Genomic DNA, 25,671 nt, shown 5'->3' on the forward strand with positions numbered 1-25,671 from the left:
GGGCGAAGAATGGTATCGTCGTTCGATTGTCTCGGAACAGTTTCGTGATTTGAACCTTGATTAGATGAAGGTTGCGGCTGCCCAAGAGTTTGACCGGGTACACTAGTAGTCCCTGTTACAAATTTGGCAGCAGCTTGCAAAGCTTGATTGAGTTCTTCTACCGTTGCAAATCGGTTAGCTGGGTTTTTGTGGAGGCATTTCATCACAACTGCCTCCAATTGTATAGGTAAATTCTCGCACCCTGGTTGCGATCGCAGTGGTTTCGGTGGCTCATAAGCGTGAGCTAACACCCAAGAGGCTTCGCTGATCTGACTACCCTTAATACTAATCCCAAAGGGGTCGGCTGCACTCAGCATTTCGTAAAGGATAATTCCCAAACTGTAAATGTCGCCCCTAGCATCCAGGTTTTTATCACTTTGGATTTGTTCGGGAGGTGCGTAACGAAATGTACCGATAAACGTACTAGTTATATTTGTAATGTTGGAATTTTCCGAAGATTCACTGCGAATTTTGGCAACACCAAAATCCAAAACCTTTACCCACTCTCCTAAATCTGTAGGTACTAAAAATATATTATCTGGTTTCAGGTCACGATGAACTACCTGAATATGCTCAGTACTTTTTCCGCCATCGCGTTGGAGAGTAACTCCTTGATGAGCAAGCTGTAGACCCTTACAAACTTGCGCCATAATCTTCACAGTCCGCTCAACAGATAGCCGCTTTTCGCGCAGCAGTAGTTGCCTGAGCGTTTGCCCCCGCAAATATTCCATTACGTAAAATGGAAAGCCTTCCGGGGTGACTCCACAATCACTAATTTTAACAATGTGGTCACTTTGCAATGCAGCACAAACTGCCACCTCACGCTCAAAACGCTTTCTCATTTCTTGTGATGCCACCAGCGTATCTTTGAGAAACTTCAACGCTACCTGCTGACCTACACGGGTGTCCATTGCTAGGAAGACTTCTCCCATGCCACCCCCGCCTAACCGTTTGTCTAAACGGTATCGCTGGTTATCACCTACGAAGCGACCATTCCAAGAATTTGAAGGAGGTGGGGATTTCATCTGGGGCAACCCATCCTAGTTACTTTTAAATGTTAGCTTTAGTCAAAGATACTACATAGTATTACAAATCTTTTGCGCGCTTCGATAAATATTAGTACGATATTTTACTAAGACTTACCTAATTACACTCAGTTTATCATATTAGAAACTTAAAGTAATGCCACTAATCTGATAAAATACTTAAAATTAAGACCTATAGCAGTTGAAATTTGTTCCTGATATTAAGTTAACGTAAATCTTGCACCAGAGCAGCAAGAGACTGGAAGTTGCGACTACACAAACATTTGCGTAGCGTCTGTCTGCGACACGCTACGCGAACGCAGAGAAGTCCGCCTATGCTGACTAAGGTCAATAGCCTCTGTTACAGAATATTTAAAGTTTTGCAAAATATATTCTGTCAATGTACTCTGGCGTACATGATTAATATGTGCTATTGCCATGAGGAATGAGAATGAGTAATGTGCTCTCTATAGCCGCTGTGACAGCAGTACTAAAAGTCTTGCTGGAAAATGGTTTAGTCAGTGATCCGATCGCTGCTAGTCTTGGTGATGTAATTGTAACTGCCCTACCGCCTGATCGAATTTCAGTTGAGGCTGACGAGCGTGCTCAAATCAATCTCTTTCTCTATCAAGTGACGCAAAATCGCAATGTCGATTGGGTGTCTCAAGAATTTCGGAGCAGGCACTCACGCATCAACGGAAACCCGCGCTCTCCGACTCCACCACTGGCTCTCGACCTCCACTACCTACTAACGGCTTACGGAGCCAAGGATTTTCAAACAGAGCTTTTACTGGGCTACGCAATGCAACTGTTACATAAAACACCAGTTATTACGTCTGATATTATTGAAAATACTTTGATAAATGCATCTACAACCAATACCTCAAGTGCATTTTCGCAAGCTGTAGCAAGTGTGTCTGTATCCCATTTAGCTGAACAAATTGGGCAGATTAAGCTGACTCCAGAGTTTTTTAACATGGAAGAAACTTCTAAGTTATGGTCTGCTTTACAGACGCACTATCGACCTTCAGCTACCTATTTAGCATCAATGGTATTGATTGAGAGCAGTGACTCTGATAACCCTGAAGGTTTCTACATCATGCCCTTGCCTCAACCGAATATTGAGCAAGTGACAGCTCCAGCAAAGACTGAACAAATGATTGTTGCAGGCACAACATTAGTAATTCGTGGTAAGCGGTTACGCGGTGATATCACCCGAGTTCGTTTGGGTAATACGGAGACGTTACTAGTACCTCAGGATGTTAAAGAAACACAAATCAGTTTGTTAGTACCGCCAGATTTATACGCAAGCGTGCAGGGTGTCCAAGTCGTACACCTGACAATGGGCAATGCAGGGCAAACAAATCATGTCGTTGAATCGAACGTTGCAGCTTTTGTGCTACATCCCACAATTACAGCATTTGTTGCTCAACTGGAAAATAGCAGCGACAATTTACGTTCAGCAGAAATTACCGTTAAATTTCAGCCCAAAGTTGGCAAGGTACAGCGGGTAGTGTTGCTACTCAATGAACTATCAAATGATAGTCCGGTAGCTTACTCTTTCTTTGTTGCACCACGCACCCAAGATACTGATGCAATCACTATTCCTGTCAAAAACATCAAGCCAGGAACTTATATCGTCCGGGTGCACGTAGATGGAGCCGAAAGTCCACTGCACAAGAATCAGTCTGGAGAATATGATTCGCCACAGGTGACAATTTTATGAATCTTACAAATATTGGTAAGAGTTGGGATGAGGCAAACTACCGCTACCTATCAGCAGCGCTCGCCGTAGTGCGGAATATTTTAGAAGATCACACGGACAGGGAGCAAAATCAACCACAGGAGAAAAACCCAGAGCATTTACAACAAGCGCTAGAGGAAGCATCTGCTGCTATGCCCACACCATCGGCATTGGAGAGAGTATGCAAAATGTTTAACCTCTCATCCTTTGAACGTGATTTGTTGCTGTTGTGTGCAGGTATGGAATTGAATGGAGATTTTGCTAAATTGTGTGCTATAATCCACGGGGATTTACAAAGAGCTTACCCAACCTTTAGTTTAGCTCTGGCAGCTTTACCCAATGTCCACTGGGATGCGATCGCTCCAAATGCTCCCTTACGGCATTGGCGGTTAATTCAGCTTGGTGAAGCTCATGCCCTTACCCTCAGTTCGTTGAGAATTGACGAGCGGATTTTACATTATTTGACGGGCATTCAATATCTTGACGAACGATTAGCTGGCATCATTGAGCCATTACAAGAGGTTAATGACTTAGTACCCTCGCACCAAGATTTAGCAGAGCGAGTGGCGGCAGTGTGGGCGCAAGCCTACAAGGTTAATAGCTTGCCAATTGTCCAGTTATGTAGTAAAGAAACTGCTAGCAAACGTACCATTGCGGCCACAATTTGTCAACTCCAGGGTTTAAGCTTGTGGGTAATGCCTGCACAAGTCATTCCATTAGCACCTAGCGATTTAAATAATCTGATTCGCCTGTGGACTCGTGAGACGATTTTAAGTAAGTGTGCCTTACTTATAGACTGCAACGAACTCGACACCAATGATACAGCACGGCTGAATGCGATCGCACATTTCATCGAACGCACAAACGGCTTTTTAATAGTCACGAGTCGGGAACGCATAAGCTTATCAGAACGCCTGGTAGTTAATTTTGACGTACATCAACCAACTACCAAAGAACAAGGTACAGTATGGCAAGATGCCCTAGCTGCAATGTCTGACGACAAGACGCAAAGCGTCTACGCACCGCAAATGAATGGGCAAGTGAAATCTTTAGTGGAGCAGTTTAACCTAAGTGCTGCAACCATTCGCGCCGCTTGTGCAGAAGCCGCAGGACAGTTAGCACAAACATCCCAAAACGATATCACCAGCATTTTATGGGATGCTTGCCGTGTGCAAGCACGTCCGCGCTTGGATGAACTCGCCCAACGCATTGAGCCATCTGGTGATTGGGAAGACTTAGTATTACCAGAGGCCCAGAAACAAATTCTCTGGGAAATTGCGGCTCATGTACGGCAACGTAGTACTGTATATAATAATTGGGGTTTTGCCGCCAAGAGTGAGCGGGGGTTAGGAATCAGCGCCCTATTTGCAGGTGCTAGCGGCACCGGTAAAACCTTGGGGGCAGAAGTGCTGGCCCATAGATTACGCCTCGATCTTTATCGCATTGACCTGTCATCGGTGGTTAGCAAATATATTGGAGAGACAGAGAAGAATCTGCGCCGGGTATTCGATGCAGCCGAACAAGGCGGAGTGATTTTGTTATTTGATGAAGCTGACGCCTTATTTGGCAAACGAAGTGAAGTCAAAGATGCACGCGATCGCTATGCCAATATTGAAGTTAGCTATTTATTGCAACGCATGGAAAGCTACCCAGGTTTAGCAGTTCTGACTACGAACCTGAAGAGTGCAATTGATACAGCCTTCCTGCGGCGCATTCGCTTTGTAGTCCAGTTCCCCTTTCCCGATACAACCCAGCGAGCCGAGATTTGGCGACGCATCTTTCCAGCCAAAACTCCCACCGCAGACTTAAATGCTCTGCAACTGGCACGGCTAAATGTGGCTGGGGGTAATATCCGTAACATTGCCTTAAATGCAGCTTTTTTAGCTGCTGATGCTGGGGAAGCCGTGCAGATGAAACACGTTTTGCGGGCGGCTCAAACAGAATACACTAAGTTAGAAAAGCCTTTGACTGAGGCGGAAATTGGGGGGTGGGTATGATTTTAAAATTCCAACTTTAGTCGAAAACGCTGACAGCTTGATAGTTTGTAAAATTTGTGAGCGGTCTGCTACATACCAAAAAATTAGGTGTTGCTGAATCTGGGTATGAATTAAGATTTTCACTAAGAATCAAGTTAGATTTTTCGCGCCTTTGCGCGGCAGTCACTCATGGGGAAAACCCCCTTGGCGCTAGCCTCTCCCTTTGGGAGAAGACCGCGCTGCCTTGCCTTTGCGCGAAACAAAATAATTTCTACTTAAGTCGATAGCGATCGCCACTGAAAAAAGGCAAAAATATAGGCTAATATTTATGTGCTTCTCCAGCGAGTGACAGGATGCGCCTGGAAGAAAAAACAATAGAAGTTGATTTAAATGAATATTTTTTAAACCAGATTGGTAAAATTCTAGGTATTCTCAGTCTGGGATTAGAAGAGAAAGTTTTTTAGAATCCGACGCTAGAAAACAGTGATACCATTCATTCCAAAATTCCTACCAAAATCTTCATTAAATCTGCTAAATCATCAGGAATTCTATACAGTGAAATATCCTGAAAAATCTGCTGCTTGCTTTTTTCTAAACGACCAAAACGCCAAGCATCACCCATTGTTACTGAGCCGTAAAAGATATCACCTTCTTCAACTTCAGAAATTGCAATTAACTCTACTGCAAGTTGTGTAAATCCTCTGGTTAAGTCATTATTTTTTGCCTCAACTACCAGCAACCCAGGATTACATTTGAGAAAGTAATCCAAATTGCCTTTTAGCCAGTTATTAACCAACAAAGGATACTCAATTCGCACTTGGCATTGACAATACCGAGCAACCTCCAGCAATGCAGGTGCTACAAGCGTTTCCCGGCGCGCTGTCTCACTGCTCAAACTAACTAGCAGTAAAGACGCATCAATTCGCTGTCGTAACTCTTCCAAACGTTCTAAGTGGCGATCGCTACGTGGTAAATCAAGAGGCTTTCTTAACAAAGAATAGCCCAATTCAGCCAAGATTTCGTCTGCCTCATAAGGCATTTCAAAATAGGATCGAAATGTGTAGGATTGATCCTCTTGCAAAATCCGACGACGACTCATAACTTTTGTGCTTGTGAGTACCATTAAATTTTAGCTTTTTTATCATGCTTCAATTTATTAACCATTAATAATACCTATGAGAATTTTTATCAGCAGCGATAAATCTTCTGGAACTTGATAGCGTTTCTGATCTTGAGTTACCTGACGATTTGCGCGATGGTAAACTCCAAAACGCCAGTCTTCACCAGTCGTAACTGCTCCATATAGAAGCTTTGATGTAGATTTAGTCCATTGATCAAGTGCGATTAATTCGATTGCAAGTTGGGTAAATCCCCTAACTAAATCTGATTGTTTGGCTTCGATGACTAATAAATTTTGAGGCGCTGCAATATAATAGTCGAGAGTTCCTTTCAAATAGTCGTTGACAGCAATAGAATATTCTATATTGAGTCGCTGATTAGTTAAATCGCATACCTCAAACAAAATCGGGCCAATTAAAGCTTCCCGTCTGGCAGTTTCATTAACTAAATCGATGTGAGATAAATTCCGCTGAAGTTGCTGCTGTAAAAACTGGATGTCTAAAATTTCTGAATATTCAGGTAGCGTGAGATTCTTCCTTTCAAAAGTGCAATTTAATTCGGCTAAAATATCATCAATAGTAAATGGTAATTCAAAATATCGGCTAAAAGTATAAGATTCACCAGCTTTCAGAATGCGGCGGGAATTCATAAAAAACCTCAGCCAAATCTATACTCCCTATTTTATACCAAGACGCACCAGAACCTAATGCCAGAAAATTAAATCGATAGCGATACCCTTCTCTGCGAGACGCTGCGCGTAGCTTGCTTCCCCGCAGGGGTACGACGCAGGCTCAGGGTAAGACCTGCCGAGGTAAACTACGCAAATAGCCAAAAGTGAGTTTTATTGAATTTTATTGGATTATTTATCCAAAAAATTGCGATCGCAGCTAGGATTTTTCAGTCTGAGAAGTGTCAAAATACTCCTATATAATTTTTAAGCAACTGGTTGATCATCTTGTAATGACTCATTCTACTGATATCGCTACCTTAGCCCGCTTGATGGCAGCTGACTTTAGCAATCAAGCACAAGCTTTTGAAAATCCGCCTTTTTATGCCCATATTCGCGTGTGTATCCGTCCTCTACCCTTGGAATTGTTATCTGGGGTGAGCTTGTTTCTCGAACAAGCTTATGATTTTATGCTCAATCAACCCTACCGAATGCGGGTGATGAAGTTGATTCCGACAGAAAACCACATTGTCATCGAACACTACACAATTAAAGAAGAACAAAAGTTTTATGGCGCATCTCGTGACCCCGAACGCCTAAAAGTCTTATCCATTGACCAACTGGAAAAAATGCCAGGTTGCAACATGGTTGTAGAGTGGACAGGTCAGAGCTTCAAAGGCAGGGTTGAACCTGGTAAAGGTTGTATTATAATTCGTGATGGCAAAAATACTTATCTGGATAATGAATTTGAGATTGACGCTGAAAAATTTTTCAGCCTCGATAGGGGAAGAGATTTAGACACCGATGAACATCTCTGGGGGTCTATCGCCGGAGCATTTCACTTTGTCCGTTGGGGCAGTTTTGCCGATGAAGTGAAGGTATAACAAGTAAGGAGTTAGGAGTGAGAAGTTAAAACTCATAACTCCTTACTTTCATAATATCCTGTAGCAGTTAATAACAGTGAACGAAAATAAGGAACTCACTCAATCCAAGTTTTCCGGCTGCCATTAGGATACAGTTTCAGCTTTTTAGTGAAGGTATTGATCTCGGAAAGAGAATTGCCTCATTTATTTGGGAACACTAAATTCAGAAATTGTCAATATTTAGTGGTGGGATAATGATTACAATTAATATTGCCGGATATCACCTCAGCGACCAACTCTACAATGGTTCCAGAACCCTGGTTTATCGAGGGTATCGACAGGCTGACTCATTACCTGTAGCCATTAAACTGCTGAAAAATCCCTATCCTAGTTTCAGCGAACTGGTGCAATTTCGCAATCAGTATACCATCGCCAAAAATCTCAACTCACCCCTAATCATCCAAACCTATAGCCTAGAACCCTATCAAAATGGTTATGCCTTGGTAATGGAAGATTTTGGGGGAATTTCTTTAAAGGATTATTTTACCTGTGTAGAAATATCACATACAAAGTCTCTGCAAGAATTTTTGCTTTTAGCGATCGCTCTGTGCAATACCTTAGATATACTCTATCAGCAGCGGATTATTCATAAAGACATCAAACCCAGCAATATTTTAATTAATCCCGAAACTAAACAACTTAAATTAATCGATTTTAGCATTGCATCACTATTACCAAGAGAAACCCAAACCCTCGTCAATCCCAATGTGTTAGAAGGGACACTAGCTTATATTTCCCCAGAACAAACAGGCAGAATGAATCGGGGAATTGACTACCGAACTGATTTTTATTCTTTAGGTGTGACATTCTACGAGTTACTCACAGGAGAATTACCTTTTCAATCAAATGATCCAATGGAGTTGATACATTCTCATATTGCAAAAGTTCCGCCACTTTTAGGCAATAAAGAAGAGATTCCTCAAATTCTTTGTGATATCGTGATGAAATTGATGGCGAAAAATGCCGAAGACCGCTATCAGAGTGCATTAGGATTGAAGTTTGATTTAGAAAATTGTTTACATCAGCTAAAAGAAACTGGCGAAATTAAGAGTTTTGAGATTGCCCGACGGGATGTGTGCGATCGCTTCATCATCCCTGATCAACTTTATGGACGAGAAACCGAAGTAAAAACCCTACTCGAAGCCTTTGAGCGGGTTAGTCTGGGTGCAACAGAAATGATGCTGGTCACAGGATTTTCGGGTATTGGTAAAACAGCAGTTGTTAACGAAGTTCACAAACCAATTGTGCGGCAACGTGGCTATTTTATTAAAGGAAAATATGACCAATTTCAACGTAATATTCCTTTGGGTGCTTTTGTGCAAGCATTCCGAGATTTAATGGGTCAATTGCTCACAGAAAGCGATGCTCAAATCCAGCAATGGAAAAATAAGATATTAGAAGCTGTTGGCGAAAACGGACAGGTAATTATTGAAGTCATCCCCGAATTATCAATAATTATTGGTCAACAACCACCTAGTACAAGATTATCAGGCACTGCGGCACAAAATAGATTTAATTTATTATTCCAAAAATTTACCCAAGTCTTTACCACTGTCAAACATCCATTAGTAATGTTTCTAGATGATTTGCAATGGGCAGATTCGGCATCATTAAAGTTAATGCAACTATTAATGGCTGATACAGGGCATCTTTTGTTAATTGGTGCGTATCGTGATCATGAAATCAACCCAGGACATCCATTAATGTTGACGTTGAGTGAAATCAAAAAAACACAAGCAACGATCAATACAATTACCTTAGCACCACTGAATCAAAAGACAGTGAATCAGTTAGTTGCTAACACACTGAGATGTACAGAAAAATTAGCGTTGCCTCTTTCTCATTTGGTATATCGTAAAACTCAAGGTAATCCGTTTTTTGCTACACAGTTTCTCAAAGCATTGCATCAAGATAAATTGATTGAATTTGACGTTAATTCAGGTTGTTGGCAGTGTGATATTGCACAGGTGAATCAGCAAGCAGTAACAGATGATATTGTTGATTTTATGGCATTGCAATTACGTAGAATGCCACCATTAACTCAACAGGTGTTGCAACTAGCGGCTTGTATTGGCAATCAATTCGATTTGGCAACTTTAGCGATTGTTTCGGAAGCATCAGAAATCGAAACGGCGGCTGATTTGTGGAAAGCTTTACAAGAAGGGGTAATTTTACCAATTAGTGATGTTTATAAGTTTTATCAAGGGGAAGATAATGATAAATTGACACTGCAAAATGAGAATACCAGTAAACAATTAGCCAAATACAGATTTTTACACGACCGAGTACAGCAAGCTGCCTATTCTCTGATTCCCAATCTCCAAAAACAGACTACCCATTACCACATCGGACAACTACTCCTAAAAAAGATTTCCCCCGCAGCCAGAGTTGACCGGATTTTTGAACTGGTCAATCAATTAAATTACGGAACCTCTCTCGTTAGCCAACAATCAGAACGAGATGAATTAGCCCAACTTAACCTTACCGCTTGTCGCAAAGCTAGAGCCGCCACCGCCTATCAAGCAGCTCGTGAATATGCCGCAGTGGGATTATCTCTGTTGGGAGAAAAGGCTTGGCAACAGCAGCATGAAATGACCCTTGCCTTACATGAATTAGCGGCTGAAGTAGCTTTCCTCTGTAGCGACTTTGCACAGATGGAACAGTACATTGATATTGTTACCAAACAGGCGCACTCTTTACCTGAACAGGTTAATGTTTACCGCATTAGAATTCAATCTCATGTTTCCCAAAGTGAATTTACTGAAGCGATCGCCATCGCTCAAACAATTCTGCAACAGCTTGGCGTCACCTTTCCAGAAACACCTACACCCACAGATATTCAACAGGTATTCCAAAGACTCGGAGAGTTGATTGGAGACAGAAAAATTGAAGATTTAGTTCACCTACCTGTGATGACGGATGATTCAAAACTCGCAATTGTCCAGATTGCCAGTAGCATCATCTCAGCAACTCATATTACTGGTTCTCCCTTGCTCCCATTACTAGTTGCGTTGTCGGTTAAACTATCCATTCAATATGGCAACACATCAGTTTCAGCCTTTCATTATGCTATGTATGGGATCATTCTGTGTAATATGCTCAAAGATGTAGATACAGCAGTGCAGTTTGGTCAGTTAGCACTCCAGGTCATCTACAAACTGGATGCCAAAGCAATTAAATCTGAAGTATTAGCTGCGCTGGGAGCATTTATTCTGCACCGCAACTCTCATACAAAAGAAACGCTACCACTCGCGCAAGAGGGTTATGCTACTGGACTAGAAGTCGGAAACCCAGAGTTCGCTGGAAATAATGCCATCAATTTTTGTAACAATTCTTTTTGGTGCGGTCAGCCTCTTGCCATCTTAGAACAGGAGACTCGCATCTACTGCAATGCTTTGGTGCAACTGCACCAAAGCATTGCAGCTAATAACTGCCGAATCTTTTGGCAATCTATATTAAATCTGTTAGGTTTTGCAGAGCATCCCTGGATTTTGTCGGGGGAGAGCCATCTCCAAGAGACAGAATTTCTGCCACTGTTGCTGTCTACCAATGACTTATTTGGGCTGTATTCTTTCTATTTATATAAGTTGACGCTTTGCTTCTGGTTTGGGGAAATTGAGCAAGCTATAAACTACGCAGTTGAGGTCAGACGCTATGCAATTGCTGGTGCAGGATTTATTGGTGAACCTGCGTTTTATCTCTACGATTCTCTGATCGTTTTAGCACATTTGAGTCAACCATCAGATGAGACATCAGAAGCGCTCCAACGTGTGGCACAAAACCAAACGGAATTACAGCATTGGGCGCATTATGCCCCGATGAATCACCAGCATAAAGTTGACCTAGTTGAAGCAGAAAAATATCGGATTTTAGGAAAGCACTATGAAGCAGCCGATTGGTACGATCGCGCGATCGCTGGAGCCAAAGCCAACGGTTACATCCAAGAAGAAGCCTTAGCTAACGAACTCGCTGCCAAGTTCTACCTTCACTGGGGCAAAGAAAAAGTCGCCGTTGCATATATGCAGGAAGCTTACTATTGTTATGCCCATTGGGGAGCAAAAGCCAAAGTTGATGACTTAGAAAAACGTTATCCTCAACTACTGCAAGCAATTCTACAACAGCGACAACTTAACTTCAATCCTCTAGAAACCATCGCTTTTTCTGGTATTTCTTCATCTACTCGCACTTCTAGTTCTGGCAACACCAGTATTTCCGGTATTCTAGATTTTACCTCTGTTCTCAAAGCCGCTCAAGCTATTTCTAGTTCTTTGGAAGAAGATACACTTATTGCCAATCTTACCCGGATTATTTTAGAAAACTCTGGCGCGAAAAAAGTTGTACTGATTCTTTCTCATGAGGATATTTGGCAAGTAAGAGCAATTACTTATATTAATCAAGAGTCAAATTCCTCAATAGATATCCAAACAATTCTTGAATCCCAATTACTAGATAATTGTCAGCATATTCCTACAAAAATTATTCATTACGTCAAAAATACCCAACAAACAGTTGTGATAGACAATTGCAAAACAGATATTATTGGGGTAATTGGAAAGTATATGTTAGAACATCAACCTCAAAGTGTGTTATGTACTCCGATTATTAATCAAGGGCATTTGGTGGGGATTCTCTACCTAGAAAATAAACTGACGAGTGGTGTATTTACAAGCGATCGCCTTGATGTTTTGAATTTCCTCTGTACTCAAGCTGCCATTTCTTTGGAAAATGCCCAATTATATAATCATCTTCAGGAACGAGAGAAGTTTCTAAGTAGTATTTATGAAGGTGTTGGCTGTCTCATCTTTGTAATTGATGTCCGGGAAAATGGAAGGTTTGAGTACATAGGATGGAGCAAATCCTGTGAACTAGCAGTTGGTATACCTGCTTCGGAAGTGTTAGGTAAAACTCCGCAAGAATTACATGGTGATGAAGGTATAGTAGTATATCAAAATTATCTGCGTTGTTTCCAACTGGGAGTACCAGTCACTTATGAAGAATGTCTAACATTTAATGAGCAAAAAAGTTGGTGGTTAACTACACTCAGTCCCTTAAAAGACGAGACAAACAAAGTTTATCGCCTAGTTGGGACAACTATTGATATTAGCGATCTCTACGAGGAGCTTCGCTTACGCAAACAAGCTGAAGAAGCGGTAACAGAAAAATCTCAAGCACTCATGACAGTATTAGAAGATTTACAACACGCTCAATTACAGATTGTGCAAAGTGAAAAGATGTCTGCGCTGGGTAATTGAGTTGCTGGAGTAGCCCATGAAATGAATAATCCCCTTGGTTTCATCGCTGCTAGTCTCAAACAGGCTAAACCCAGTATTGCTGATATTATAGAACACTTGAAACTATATGAAGAAAAGTTTCCCGCTCCAGGGGATGAAATCAAAAATCATGCCGAAGAAATCGACTTGGAATATAGCTTAGAAGATTTGCCGAAAATGATTGATTCGATGACGATGGCCTGTGAGAGGATAAAAAACATCAGCATCAGTCTTCGGACTTTCTCTCGTGCAGACCAAGCCTACAAAGTACGGTTTAATATCCACGAAGGTATTGATAGCACGATTCTAATTTTGAAACATCGTCTCAAAGCAAATGAACAACGTCCCGCCATTGAGGTAGTGACTGAGTATGATAATTTACCTCAAATTGAATGTTTTCCTGGTCAATTAAATCAGGTATTTATGAACATCCTCGCCAACTCTATTGATGCGTTGGATGAATCAAATACAGGTCGGAGTTTTGAAGAAATTAAAGCTAATCCTAACCAGATTACGATTACCACAGCTTTGAAAGAGACACAGGTTGAGGTAAAGATTGCTGATAATGGAGTTGGCATGAATGAATCAGTTAAACAAAAAGTATTCGAGCATTTATTTACTACCAAAGGTGTCGGTAAAGGCACAGGATTAGGATTGGCGATCGCTAAGTCTATTGTATTAGAAAAACATGGCGGTTCGCTCTTGGTAAATTCTACCCCTGGCGAGGGAACAGAATTTGTGATCACCTTACCGATTCTGGCTCAGACTGACAGTTAATTTGGCAATTTCATAGTGACATCTTAAACGGATGCTAAATATCTTCATTAAGAGATGGTCTCTAAAGAAATGCAAAGAGAGCAAAATAAGGCGATCGCCTCATCTGAAGATAAATCAAGAAGCGATCGTTTTTTCCTCTGTATTAGTATTTCATCTTTTGGTGGCTTCTGTTTTAGCCCTTGTAACATCCAAGCCTTGCGGCAATTTCACCCTTGAACAAGAGACAGCCTCGCCCTTGACAAAAGCAGCAATAGCCTTATGTAACCATTTTTCAAGATTTGAAGTGGCACACTGAGCCGTTTTTTAATTTGTTGAATTCAGGTTGTAGAGGTTGAGACTACAAAAATGTAGTGACTATCGCCGGGTTAGTCGCAGCATTTTTGGTGCTTGTCAATTACTAAGGCTAGGTGTACTATCATGATGCGCCAGAAAACTTACTCTAGGGCAAAGCACTTTATACACTCGTATACTCGTGTTTACTTTTTTCACAAGCTCTGCAAATAAAGGAGGATTTCTCCAGAGAAATTAACAACTCTGATAAGCAACAAGCCACCACTTTATTAGCAATCAATCCCAATGATGAAAATTCCCGAATGGGAAACTTATGCTGATTTGGAAATAAGGTGTCCTCGTCGCCTTGTGTTTCAGCATCCACCCTTGCAGATGCCTTGAAAAAACAGAAAATTGTCTGATTCATCCTTTTGATACCAGCAAAGTCCCAAACTTTTGTGATCTCAATGTATACCAAAGAATCAATCAATTGTTTTGCCAAAGTAGAAATTGGGAAAACCAGTCGTATTCTAGTAGCAGAAGGTGAAGAACTAAACCGGAAAATACTAGCTGTAGCATTGTCTGAGTCAGGTTATGAGGTGATTACATCCTCTAATGGACGATCTACAATGGAATATCTTAAAAGGTTTGAATCTGACTTACAAGAACCTGCCTTTGACATAGTTATTCTGGATTTGATGTTGCCTGAGATCAATGGGTTAGAAATCTGCCGCTTACTACGTTATCAAGGTAACCTAGTACCGATTCTGATGCTCAGTGCTAAAAATAGTGAAACTGATTGTGTTCTGGGGTTAGAAGTAGGAGCAGATGACTACTTAACAAAACCTTTTGGAATGGGAGAGCTAGTGGCTCGTTGTCGAGCGTTACTCCGCCGCCAACGCTTAACTAGTTCGCCACAAACAACAGTATTAAAGTATAAAGATGTCACCTTGAATGCTCAAGAGTGCCGTGTTCTAGTTCGTGGTCAACAGGTAAATTTGTCTCCCAAAGAGTTCCGTCTGCTAGAAGTGTTTATGAGTCATACACAGCGTGTATGGACACGACAGCAATTAATAGATGAAATTTGGGGAGGCGATTTTTTTGGGGATAGTAAAACTGTAGACGTTCATATTCGGTGGTTACGTGAAAAGTTAGAGCTAGACCCTTCTCATCCTGAATATCTTGTGACTGTAAGAGGTTTTGGCTATCGGTTCGGATAAAGCCATTACTGGCAAATTTTCTCCAGATTTTATCAGTAGGATTAGTACTAGTAGTTAACCGACTATAGGTTAAAGAGTAAAGAAAATAAACTTTTTCTCCTTCTGTTTTACCCGACCTACACCTGTCATTTTCGGGTTGGTGAACTACTAGCTACCCCTTTCCATCAACTAATTCTCTGACTGTGAAAATAATCATTTACTATGCCAATTTCATGTGAAGCGCACAGCTTCATAATTCATGAACATCTAGGAATATAAACTTTTCTATTGTCCGATAATGTGTAGTCTCTTAAAGAATTATTATTAGGTTTTTGCTTTTAACTTAAGTAATTGTACGGAATGAATTATCCAGTGTCATTGCGATCACTTCTCTACAAAATGCTCCGCGAGCCCTCGCAATGGCTGTAAATATTTTTGTATGCCGAACTTACACACGAGTGCTTTCTCTGTATTGTGCGTAGTGTACTACAACCCAAAGAGCGCCAAATTATCTATCTCCCTATGAAGCGGATTATGGTCAAGGGATTAGTATAAAATATGCCTCCTTATAACTTCAAAACATCATCAGAAGTCCCACAAAATAAAGTATTTATGAATACTAGTGCTACTACTCATGCCTGTTAAGCATAAGTAAAGCTATCTTGTATTAAAATAGGTATGCGAAAAACATGAAAACTATACAACAATATCTCGATCAAAAACAAGAAAAATTAATTAGCAATAGTCTGTTTAACAAGTTAAAAATGTGTGAATCTAACCTAGAAGATTTTGCAGGACTTGCACATAATATTAGTTTTTGGGTAATGTCTTTTCAAGATTTATTAAGAATAAATTTATCACAAATCACTGATAAAGAATGTTATAAACTAATCCAACAACACCTCATGGAAGATATAGGTCACGAAAAGTGGTTTTTAGATGACCTCAAAGCAATGAATGTTGAACAGCCCAACTTGCAAACTCTATACAGCAAACCGCACACTGCTGTGCGTGATGCCACATTTTCACTTATGTCAGAGGTATTTCGCACTACTTATGATTACGAAAGAATTATCATGATACTGACGCTAGAATCTGCTGGTCATATTTTCTTTGAATGTGTTGCAGATTTGGTAGAAAAAAATGACTGGAACCCAAGTTTAAAATATTTTTCAAAATATCATCTTGATGTTGAAAAAAGTCATGATATTTATGAGGAAAAAATACAATTGTATTTAAATAGTATACAACTCAATCATCAACAAGAGAATAACCTTCTTAATATGATAGATCGGATGTATAAAGCTTTCAGCGTTATGTTCGACGGACTATCTGTCGCCTTATCTTCTTCAAGAATAGTTGAATTTGCCAAATAGCTGGTAAAAATGAATTTTTCTCTAAGCTACATAGTAACAAAAACAAACTGAAGCAATAATCATAACTACTTACTCATGGAAAAACTTAGCGCTACAAAAAAACCTGAAATCAACGTTTCTGATGCTTGGGAACAATATTGGAACAAAACTTTAGTTAAGTCTACTCCAATTTTGTGGGATGCCAATGTAGAACGAGCCGCAGCAGTTGACTTACCTCGTTTCCAATCATTTTTAGATCCCCAATTACCACTCATTGACTTTGCTTGCGGTAATGGCACGCAAACCAAGTTTCTTGCCCAATTTTTTTCCCATGTTATTGGAATTGATGTCTCTAAGAGTGCGCTCGAAATGGCATCTACTGAAAATACGGCTACAAATATTTCGTATCGCCTTCTAGATGGTTTAGAACCCCAGCAAGCAGAACAACTACATTCTGAAATCGGTGATACCAATATTTATATGCGAACGGGTTTCCACCATATTCCCATAGAAAAACGGGAAATGCTAGCCCAATCGCTACGCATACTTCTGGGTAAACACGGCGTAATGTATTTAATTGAACTAGGCGCTGGATGCATTGATTTCTTTAACTCACTCAGTGAAACTTACGGAAAACTACCATACGAACTATCACTGGTAATGGAACATGGCATTAGACCAGGCATCGTCAGAGCAGAAGATATTGCTGTGTATTTCCCAGATTTTGACATCTTGAGTCAAGGTGAAGACTTATTCCAAAGTGTTCACAAACTACCTGATGGGAAATATGCAACACCACCAGCATTATGGGCAGTTATTAAACATCATTAATACAGCTGCAATTGACTGTCAATTTTGTAGATAAAACTTTTACTTTTTATCAAGGAGATGTTGTATGTCGCTCAATGGAAAGACTGCATTGATTACAGGTAGTTCGCGTGGCATTGGTAGAGGGATTGCGTTAAAACTAGCAGAACTGGGTGTTAAGATTGCTATCCATTATTACCAGAATGAGTTAGCAGCAAAAGAGAGCTTGGCTCAAGTCCGGGAAAGAGGTTCAGATGGGTTTATTATTCAGGCTGATATCTCTCGCCCCGAAGAGGTCAGCCACCTGTTCAAGCAAACCCAGTCTGAATTTAAAACGCTAGACATTTTCGTAAGCAATGCTCGACCAGAAGCCCATACGTTTTACAAGACACCGATGGATATCACTCTGAAAGAGTGGGATATAGCTTTCAATTCTCAGTCAAAGGCATTCCTCGTCGGGGTTCAAGAAGCATCAAAGATTATGCATGAGGGCAGCAGAATTATTGCTATTACTTATAGTGCTGGCAGTCGTACAGGAAGCTGGCAACCTTGGGTTGGTATGGGGTCAGCCAAAGCTGCGGTAGAAACCCTAATGCGCTACTTTGCAGTAGCACTGGCTTCGCGTGGCATTACTGTGAATGCTATTAGTCCTGGCCCAACCCAGGACGGACTGCTAGATAGCTTGCCAGAACAAACGCAAGACTTGATTAAAGAGTGGCACACTCAATGGTCGCCTATGGGTCGTCTAGGAACTCCAGCAGACATAGGAAATGCAGTAGCGCTTTTATGTATGGAAGAAGCAAGTTGGATAACTGGTCAGATAATCTGTGCAGATGGTGGCATTTCATTGATGAATCCAGAATTGCCGCTTGAACTTCAGCTAGGATAAGCACTTGAGAACTTATGGGCAGAAGCTTTATTGTGTATTTTCTTGATTTTGAAATTTTCAGTCAGAGTGAAGACTTATTCTAAAATATTCACAAGCTACTTGATGGAAAATATGCAACACTACCAGTAGTATTATGGGCAGTGAGCAAACACCGCTAATACAGCTACAATCATGGAACAACAAATCAGTGTTGAAGGAGTGAATATAATCCAAGATTATGGTAGCATATCCAGTGCTACCACAGACTTTGGCAACCTTGTTACGGGTAAAACCCTTGGTATTATCCAACCTCGTAGCATTGAAGAACTCAGTTTAGCCATACAATTCGCTAAAGATAACCATTTACGACTAAAAGCTCGTGGTAAAGGTTACACTCAAAGCGGACAGTCTGTTGCTCAAGATGGCTTCACCCTTGACCTGACACAAATCAACCACATCTGCGAAGTGGATACCGAATCGCAGACCATCACAAGTGAGGCTGGTACAAAATGGCAAGATATAGTTGCTACAACTGTTACTCACGGGATGCTTCCCTGTGTCCTACCTCTTAACCTTGAACAAACAGTAGGAGGACTACTTTCTACTGGAGGTATTGGCAGCACTTCCAAAACCTATGGTCCTGTAGTTGCCAATGTGGTTGATTTAAATATCATCACAGGGAATGGTGAATATATCCAATGTAGCCGCACACAAAACCGCGAATTGTACAATGCAGTTTTAGGTGGTCTGGGAAGATGCGGTATTATCGTCAGCACTACGTTGGCGTTACGCACAATCAAAAAATACATCCGTACTTTCCACCTGCTCTATGATTCTCTTGATGCTTGGATGAACGATCAAGTATTGTTGGGTAAAAGTAATCAGATAGACCATCTTGAAGGTTTCTGTTGGACTTCTGCTAAGGGTATCCGTAACACTATTAGTGGTAAACGCTTTTTTGCTCATTGGCTTTATGGATTGCAAGTTGGCGTAGAGTATAATTCGACAGCACCATATCCGAGTGATGTACTGAAGGACTTAAATTATTGGCAGCTTGTTCATACCGAAGATGAAGAAACAGTAAACCACGTTTTTCGCTATCAACCCCGCTTTGAGATGATGCGAGCAAGCGGAGCCTGGAACCAAACTCACCCTTGGATAGAATGTTTCATCAGTGCTAAAGCCTTGGCAGAAATTTTACCCGAAATTCTCGATATGTTACCACTCAGTTTGGGAGATGGACACAAAGCCATAATGGTTGCATCCGAGAATTTACCTGATCTATTTATGATGCCACCAGAAGATAATATCCTTTGTTTTGCGATTCTTCCTATGGCTGTTGCGACTGGGGATACCAAAAGTCTTGATGTTTTAGAAGAAGTTAATCAAGTGCTGCTAGATGCAGGTGGAAAGCGCTACCTTTCTGGGTGGCTTGGCAGATTAGATTTTAATTGGCAGCAACATTATAGCAAACATTATGATACTTGGGAGACTATGAAACAAAAGTATGATCCAGATCATATCTTGAGCTAGGTGGTGTTTTAGTTATTTTGCTTCTCGAAAAATGTAGATTTATATCTGGAATTATTCTTAATAACCGTAGAAAGCACTGTACGCAAAGTAAAAATCAGGATTTGAGTGAAAAGTAAACTTAATTTTGTTATTCAGAAAAATTAATGGGAATCCTAGACATAGCAGTAATTTTAGTCTAGGAGAAAGACAGTGGAAATTTCCAAGAATCTTCAAATTTCGGGTTACAACATTCTAGAACTTATCTATTCTGGAGCTAAAACTAACATTTACCGCGCTACAAAAGTTGGTACTGAGACTCCAGTCATCCTCAAAGTCCTATTAGATAACGACTTTTCCCTAGAAGCAATTGCCGGATTCAAACACGAATATTATATTTCTGCTAACCTTGACCATCCCAATATTGTCAAGGTTCTAAATTTAGAAACTCATGACAAACGATTGGCACTAGTTTTTGAAGATTTCGACGGCATTAATCTTAAACAGTATATTGAATCTCACAAACCTTGTCTGCAACTTACTCTCAAAGTCGCAGTTGCTATCACCCATGCCCTAATCTACGTTCACGACAACCACATCATTCACAAAGACATTAAACCTGCCAATGTCATCATCACAAGGGCAGAAGGTATGAGAAATGAGATACGACAAGAAAAAGAAGTACTTTCTAACTTAATTATTAAACTTACTGACTTCAGCATCGCTTCACGGTTGAGCAAGGAAACGCCACAACTTGTCAACCCCAACCAACTAGAAGGAACACTGGCATATATATCACCAGAACAAACGGGACGGATGAACCGTAATCTAGACTATCGTAGTGACTTCTACTCATTGGGAATCACACTCTATGAAATGTTAACTGGACAACTACCCTTCACCAGCAATGAGCCTTTGGAATTGCTACACGCCCATATTGCCAAGGAACCAACACCCATCCAACAGCTTGTACCAAGTCTTCCTAGCGCTGTTGTGGCCATTGTCCACAAGTTAATGGCAAAAAATGCAGAAGATAGGTATCAAAGTGGCAAAGGATTATTGGCTGATTTACAGCAATGTTTAGAACAGCTTAATAATACAGGAGCGATCGCAGACTTTACACCAGGTCGCCTAGATTTTCTTTCTCAGCTACTCATTCCCCAAAAGCTATACGGACGAGAAACCCAAGTTGAACAACTGCTCTTATCATTTGACAGAGTTAGCAGTGGTAGCAGTGAGTTTATATTGGTATCTGGTTACTCAGGTGTTGGTAAAACTTCTGTTATCAATGAAGTTAAAAAGCCCATTACCAAAGTTAAGGGATATTTTATTGGGGGTAAGTTTGATCAATTTAAGCGGGATATACCATATTTATCCCTAGTCCAAGCTTTTTCTTCTCTGGTGCATCAACTGTTAACAGAATCAGTAGAAAAACTAGAAGTATGGCGTAGTAATATACTTCAATCTGTTGGTAGTAACGGACAAGTAATTATTGATGTGATCCCAGAAGTCGAACTAATTATTGGTAAACAAGCAAAAGTAGCGCAATTAAGCTCCAACGAATCACAAAATCGCTTTCATCGAGTATTTCAACAATTTATTCAAGTATTTTGCTCTCGTGAACAGCCATTAGTTATATTTTTAGACGATTTGCAATGGGCAGATTCAGCAACTTTAAAATTGATGGAGTTGTTAATTGGTGATGTTGAGATTAAATACTTATTACTGATTGGAGCATATCGTGATAATGAGGTCAGCAAAACCCATCCTCTGATCAGCACTATTGAAGAAATCAAGAAATCTGGCACGGTGATAAATAATATTGTGCTGCAACCATTAGAGTTAGATAATGTAGTCCATTTTGTTAGAGACACACTAAATGATCATGCGACTCGATGCTATCCATTAGCTAAACTGATTTTTCAAAAAACTGCTGGCAATCCTTTCTTTATAACTCAGTTATTAAAAGTTTTGCATCAAGAATTATTGCTTGTATTTGATTTCAGTAAACAAGTGTGGTCTTGGGATGTTCAAAAAATTATAACTGTTGGTATTTCTGATAAAAGTGTAGTTGAGTTAGTATGCGATCGCATTGAAATATTACCAGAAAATACCCAAAAAATATTACAGTTAGCAGCTTGCATTGGAGAGAAATTTACCCTAGATGTACTATCGGTGGTGAATGAAAAATCTGCCTGGGATACAGCAAATCAAATTGATGCAGCACTGCAAGCTGAACTTATTTTGCCATTAAATGAAGTATATCCTATACACCTATTATTTACATCTGAAGAAACTAGCTCATTTGATAGCAAGGATATTAGTTATAAATTTATACATGATAGAGTGCAGCAAGCAGCATATTCATTGATTCCAAATAACCAAAAGGAAGCTACTCATATTAAGATAGGTAGATTATTACTCAAAAATACCATAGATACAGAAATAGAAAATAAGGTTTTTGATATTGTTAATCAATTCAATAAAAGTATTGATATCCTTGTAGAAACATCAGAAAAAGTTAAAGTATCGGAATTAAATTTAATCGCTGGACGGAAAGCGAAAAAGTCCGCAGCTTACGAACCTGCTCTCAGTTATCTGACAACAGGAATCAAACTTTTAGAAACGACATCATGGTTAACTAACTATGAAATTACGTTGAATTTATATGAAGAAGCAGCAGAAGCTGCATACCTATGTGGCAACTTTGAACAGATGCAGTATTTAGCAAATATTGTAATTAATAATGCTAATAAACTAACAGAAAAAATCAAAGTTTATAATTTACAAATTCTTACAGCTATAGCCAAAAAGCAGCTACAAAAAGCTTTGCAAATTGGATTGCAGCTACTCAATCAACTAGAAATAAACTTTCCTGAAGAACCAACTGACGATTTTGTTAATCAGGTATTAGCAGAAACAAATTCCTTAATTCCTAGAAATAATATTTCCAGTTTATTAGAGTTATCTGAAATGACTGATATAAATTCTTTAGCTGCTATGGAAATTTTAGATGCAATTTCCACTGCGGCTTATTCAGTCTCTCCCAAGCTAATGTTACTAATCAACTTATTGCGGTTAAAATTATCTTTACTTCATGGAAATTGTTCTTCTTCGGCGATTGCTTATGCAGCTTATGGACTTATTCTATGTGGTGTACTTAATGATAGCGAATTGGGCTATGAATTTGGCAGAATATCACTTGATTTAGCAGCCAACCTCAATAAAGTTATCAACGGTAAAGCATTATTTTATGCTAGTAATTTTATTTTTCACTGGAAAACTCATCTTAGAGATACATTACATTTTTCTAGATTGGGATCTCAGTATAGTTTAGAAAGTGGTGATTTAGAATATACAGCATGGTCGTACCAATTTGAATGTCGTTCTTTGTTTTGGCAAGGAGAGGAATTAACTAGCCTAAAAAACAAAATAGAAAATGATATTTGTGCAATTCGCCAAATTAAGCAAGAACAACCTTTAAGTCATCAATATATGCTCTATGAAGTTGTTTTAAACTTGATGGATCATTCTCAAGATGCTGGTGATTTATTAAGTGAGACTTACAATGAAGAGGAATCCCTTGCACAGTATCAAGCTACTAATGATGCATTAGCAATCTACTTTTATCATTTATATAAACTTATTCTTAGTTACATATTTGGCAAGTACAATCAGGCTAGTTTTCACGCAAATATAGCAGCAAATTATTTAGATAGTGCAATGGCGCAAGTCGTTGTGCCTATCTTCTATTTTTATAATTCGTTAACACAGTTAGCAATCTATAGTTATAAAACCGAGCTAGAACAAAAAAACATACTTTCTCAAGTACAAGGAAATCAAGATAAAATGCAAAAGTGGGCAGAATTAGCCCCGATGAATTATTTACATAAATTTTATTTAGTAGAGGCAGAAATATATCGAATTCAAGGCAAAACATACCAGGCTATGGACTATTATGACCGTGCGATTAGTCTTGCTCAAGAGCAGGGTTATATTCAAGAATGTGCCATTGCTAACGAAATTGCTGGTTTGTTTTATTTAGGATTGGGTAAAGAAAAAATAGCTTTTAGCTATTTGAGTGAAAGTCATTATAGCTATATTCGTTGGGGAGCGATCGCCAAAACAAAAGACTTAGAAAAGCGCAATCCTCATATATTTAATTACGTAGTACAACCAACATCATTACAGATCAGTCTTTCTAATAAACTCACAACTTCTCCAAAATCTCTATCTCTTGATATTTCAACAGTAGTTAAAGCCTCTCAAGCACTAAGTAGCGAAATTGTTCTCGAAACTTTGCTAGAAAAACTTATGTGTTTAGTCAAAGAAAATGCAGGCGCCCAGAAAGTATTTTTCCTTGCTAAAAAAGATGAAAAATTAGTTATTGAAGGCTCACTAATTGAGGAAGGAAACATCACAACTTTGCAGTCTCTTTCCATTACTGAAAATCAGGTATTACCAACATCTGTAATTAATTACGTAGAAAGAACTCAAACACCCTTAGTATTAGATGATGTAACTTATGCGGAAAATTTTAACAAAGATCCTTATATTGTCACTCATCAACCAAAATCCATTCTTGCATCACCGATTATCCATCAGGGAAAGCTAACCGGAATTTTATACTTAGAAAATAATCTAACTACTCATGCTTTTACTAAAGATAGACTAGAACTTTTGCAAATTTTATCAGCGCAAGCTGCTATTTCTATAGAAAATACTCGTTTATATTCAACATTAGAAATACGAGTGAAAGAACGCACTCAAGAATTAGAGGATAAAAATCACCAATTGCAAGCCATTTTAGGAGAATTACAACGCACACAAGCTCAATTAATTCACAATGAAAAAATGTCTTCATTGGGTCAATTAGTGGCGGGTGTAGCTCATGAAATTAATAACCCGATTAACTTTATTTATGGCAATTTAACCCATGTATCAGAATACACCAAATCTTTATTAGAAATAATAGAATTTTATCAAGAAGAGTACCCCAATTCATCCAAAAAAGTTATTGATAAAACAAATGAAGATGATCTAGATTTTATCAAATCTGACATACCAAATTTGCTCATTTCTATGGAAACAGGAGCAGAACGTATTCGTGATATAGTTAAATCATTACGTAACTTCTCACGCTTAGATGAATCAAGCATTAAAGAGGTTGATATTCATGAAGGTATTGAAAATACTTTGATGATTTTACAGCAAAAAATCCAGGATATTCAAGTTATCAAAGAATACGGCAAATTACCTCAAATCATCTGTGATGCCAGTCAAATGAATCAAGTTTTTCTACATTTATTGACTAATGCTATTGATGCTTTATCAGAACAAAATACCAGTGTAAAAATAACAAATGATCAAAAGCTCAAAGATAAACCGACAATTTGGATTAGTACGGTTGTAGATTCTAGCCAACAAGTAGTTATTCGGATTACTGACAATGGGGTTGGAATAAATAATGATATTAAAAGCAAAATTTTTGACCCATTTTTTACGACTAAGCCAGTTGGTAAAGGTACAGGATTAGGTCTATCAATAAGTTACCAAATTGTCATAGAAAAGCATGGCGGAAGTCTGGATTTTATATCATCACCGGAAGATGGTACAACTTTTATAATTAGACTTCCAATACCTTCGAGGTAGTTTTCTGTTGGTGGAAGGATATAGCGGTTCTCGATTGAGTGAGGTACAAGAACCCCACCCCCAACCCCCTCCCCGCTCTTCGAGAGGGGGCTATTTGGTGTCCTTTGCATTGAAAAACACAGGTTCAATGCCTTAGTGAGGGCAAAAGTGACCATCACTTTATTCCCGACACTGCCGTATTTAGCCACTTCCGGGCAGCCTAGTATTAACGAAGCCTCAGCGAGAGTTCATTTACATTTACCCTTCCAATCTTCCTCTTGCCCCCTTTCCGGTTTGTGGATACCAGAGCGGTTGGGCTTTTCTCCATAGCTGTGAAACGAAATAATTACTTATTTCGCCCCTTGGAGATGAGGACAAGCATTGGACACTTGCTTGCAGAAATCCCTTGGAATAATCCATTTAGGTCGTCCTGACTCATTACGAGCGACATCGACTCGCACTGTGTTTGCCATATTTTATAATTTTTGAGCG

The 25,671-nt window shown here is 39.6% G+C and carries 15 protein-coding genes; 12 read left to right on the forward strand and 3 right to left on the reverse strand.

Going from position 1 to position 25,671, the window contains the following annotated elements; genetic code table 11:
* Positions 1–1,064, reverse strand: a 1,064-nt coding sequence (locus tag ACEW80_RS32890; RefSeq protein ID WP_373530634.1) for a serine/threonine protein kinase, incomplete at its 3' end; no start/stop codon positions are given.
* 451 nt (positions 1,065–1,515) lie between these two features.
* Between ACEW80_RS32890 and ACEW80_RS32895 the strand changes: the two genes are divergently transcribed.
* Both ACEW80_RS32895 and ACEW80_RS32900 read left to right on the forward strand, forming a co-directional pair.
* Entirely contained in the window at positions 1,516–2,790 is a 1,275-nt protein-coding gene (locus ACEW80_RS32895) for a DUF4255 domain-containing protein (RefSeq protein ID WP_373530635.1), read from the forward strand.
* Positions 2,787–4,805, forward strand: coding sequence for an ATP-binding protein (locus ACEW80_RS32900; protein ID WP_373530636.1), 2,019 nt, complete (start codon positions 2,787–2,789; stop codon positions 4,803–4,805). The genes ACEW80_RS32895 and ACEW80_RS32900 overlap by 4 nt, the downstream gene beginning before the upstream one ends.
* Before the next feature lie 472 nt (positions 4,806–5,277).
* On the opposite strand, the gene ACEW80_RS32905 is transcribed toward ACEW80_RS32900, so the two are convergent.
* Together ACEW80_RS32905 and ACEW80_RS32910 are read right to left on the reverse strand one after the other, a co-directional pair.
* Entirely contained in the window at positions 5,278–5,883 is a 606-nt protein-coding gene (locus ACEW80_RS32905) for a hypothetical protein (protein WP_373530672.1), read from the reverse strand.
* 57 nt (positions 5,884–5,940) lie between these two features.
* Positions 5,941–6,552 carry a hypothetical protein gene (locus tag ACEW80_RS32910; protein ID WP_373530637.1) on the reverse strand — a complete coding sequence of 204 codons (612 nt, stop codon included), beginning with the start codon at positions 6,550–6,552 and terminating at the stop codon, positions 5,941–5,943.
* A 311-nt stretch (positions 6,553–6,863) separates the two neighbouring features.
* On the opposite strand from ACEW80_RS32910, the gene ACEW80_RS32915 reads away from it, so the two are divergent.
* The 10 genes from ACEW80_RS32915 (at position 6,864) to ACEW80_RS32960 (ending at position 25,200) form a co-directional block, all read left to right on the forward strand.
* A complete protein-coding gene (locus tag ACEW80_RS32915; protein ID WP_373530638.1) occupies positions 6,864–7,454 on the forward strand; it encodes a chromophore lyase CpcT/CpeT in 591 nt (196 codons plus the stop codon).
* A gap of 233 nt (positions 7,455–7,687) precedes the next feature.
* Positions 7,688–12,745, forward strand: a complete 5,058-nt coding sequence (locus ACEW80_RS32920; RefSeq protein ID WP_373530639.1) for an AAA family ATPase — start codon at positions 7,688–7,690, stop codon at positions 12,743–12,745.
* Positions 12,746–12,766: 21 nt separating this feature from the next.
* Entirely contained in the window at positions 12,767–13,540 is a 774-nt protein-coding gene (locus ACEW80_RS32925; RefSeq protein ID WP_373530640.1) for a sensor histidine kinase, read from the forward strand.
* Between the two features lie 54 nt (positions 13,541–13,594).
* Positions 13,595–13,756: a hypothetical protein gene (locus ACEW80_RS32930; RefSeq protein WP_373530641.1), complete on the forward strand. Its 162-nt coding sequence runs from the start codon at positions 13,595–13,597 to the stop codon at positions 13,754–13,756.
* A gap of 521 nt (positions 13,757–14,277) precedes the next feature.
* Complete coding sequence (locus tag ACEW80_RS32935; RefSeq protein ID WP_373530642.1) at positions 14,278–15,030, forward strand: response regulator transcription factor; 753 nt, start codon at positions 14,278–14,280, stop codon at positions 15,028–15,030.
* Between the two features lie 668 nt (positions 15,031–15,698).
* Positions 15,699–16,385: a hypothetical protein gene (locus ACEW80_RS32940; protein ID WP_373530643.1), complete on the forward strand. Its 687-nt coding sequence runs from the start codon at positions 15,699–15,701 to the stop codon at positions 16,383–16,385.
* Between the two features lie 75 nt (positions 16,386–16,460).
* Positions 16,461–17,195 (forward strand): class I SAM-dependent methyltransferase, encoded by a 735-nt coding sequence (locus ACEW80_RS32945; RefSeq protein WP_373530644.1) that lies wholly within the window; start codon positions 16,461–16,463, stop codon positions 17,193–17,195.
* A gap of 64 nt (positions 17,196–17,259) precedes the next feature.
* The gene (locus ACEW80_RS32950; RefSeq protein WP_373530645.1) at positions 17,260–18,060 is read left to right on the forward strand and encodes an SDR family oxidoreductase; all 801 of its coding nucleotides are present in this window, start codon (positions 17,260–17,262) and stop codon (positions 18,058–18,060) included.
* A 171-nt stretch (positions 18,061–18,231) separates the two neighbouring features.
* Positions 18,232–19,572 (forward strand): FAD-binding protein, encoded by a 1,341-nt coding sequence (locus ACEW80_RS32955; RefSeq protein WP_373530646.1) that lies wholly within the window; start codon positions 18,232–18,234, stop codon positions 19,570–19,572.
* Between the two features lie 189 nt (positions 19,573–19,761).
* Positions 19,762–25,200, forward strand: a complete 5,439-nt coding sequence (locus tag ACEW80_RS32960) for an AAA family ATPase (RefSeq protein ID WP_373530647.1) — start codon at positions 19,762–19,764, stop codon at positions 25,198–25,200.
* Positions 25,201–25,671: the final 471 nt, after the last annotated feature.

The organism is Nostoc sp. (genome assembly GCF_041747015.1).
Lineage (GTDB): Bacteria > Cyanobacteriota > Cyanobacteriia > Cyanobacteriales > Nostocaceae > Nostoc.

What these genes read in the sequence shown, in the direction of transcription:
- ACEW80_RS32895 (WP_373530635.1), top strand. Translation starts at nt 1,516, where the DNA reads ATGAGTAATGTGCTCTCTATAGCCGCTGTGACAGCAGTACTAAAAGTC.
- ACEW80_RS32900 (WP_373530636.1), top strand. Translation starts at nt 2,787, where the DNA reads ATGAATCTTACAAATATTGGTAAGAGTTGGGATGAGGCAAACTACCGC.
- ACEW80_RS32905 (WP_373530672.1), bottom strand. Translation starts at nt 5,883, where the DNA reads ATGAGTCGTCGTCGGATTTTGCAAGAGGATCAATCCTACACATTTCGA.
- ACEW80_RS32910 (WP_373530637.1), bottom strand. Translation starts at nt 6,552, where the DNA reads ATGAATTCCCGCCGCATTCTGAAAGCTGGTGAATCTTATACTTTTAGC.
- ACEW80_RS32915 (WP_373530638.1), top strand. Translation starts at nt 6,864, where the DNA reads ATGACTCATTCTACTGATATCGCTACCTTAGCCCGCTTGATGGCAGCT.
- ACEW80_RS32920 (WP_373530639.1), top strand. Translation starts at nt 7,688, where the DNA reads ATGATTACAATTAATATTGCCGGATATCACCTCAGCGACCAACTCTAC.
- ACEW80_RS32925 (WP_373530640.1), top strand. Translation starts at nt 12,767, where the DNA reads ATGAATAATCCCCTTGGTTTCATCGCTGCTAGTCTCAAACAGGCTAAA.
- ACEW80_RS32930 (WP_373530641.1), top strand. Translation starts at nt 13,595, where the DNA reads ATGGTCTCTAAAGAAATGCAAAGAGAGCAAAATAAGGCGATCGCCTCA.
- ACEW80_RS32935 (WP_373530642.1), top strand. Translation starts at nt 14,278, where the DNA reads ATGTATACCAAAGAATCAATCAATTGTTTTGCCAAAGTAGAAATTGGG.
- ACEW80_RS32940 (WP_373530643.1), top strand. Translation starts at nt 15,699, where the DNA reads ATGAAAACTATACAACAATATCTCGATCAAAAACAAGAAAAATTAATT.
- ACEW80_RS32945 (WP_373530644.1), top strand. Translation starts at nt 16,461, where the DNA reads ATGGAAAAACTTAGCGCTACAAAAAAACCTGAAATCAACGTTTCTGAT.
- ACEW80_RS32950 (WP_373530645.1), top strand. Translation starts at nt 17,260, where the DNA reads ATGTCGCTCAATGGAAAGACTGCATTGATTACAGGTAGTTCGCGTGGC.
- ACEW80_RS32955 (WP_373530646.1), top strand. Translation starts at nt 18,232, where the DNA reads ATGGAACAACAAATCAGTGTTGAAGGAGTGAATATAATCCAAGATTAT.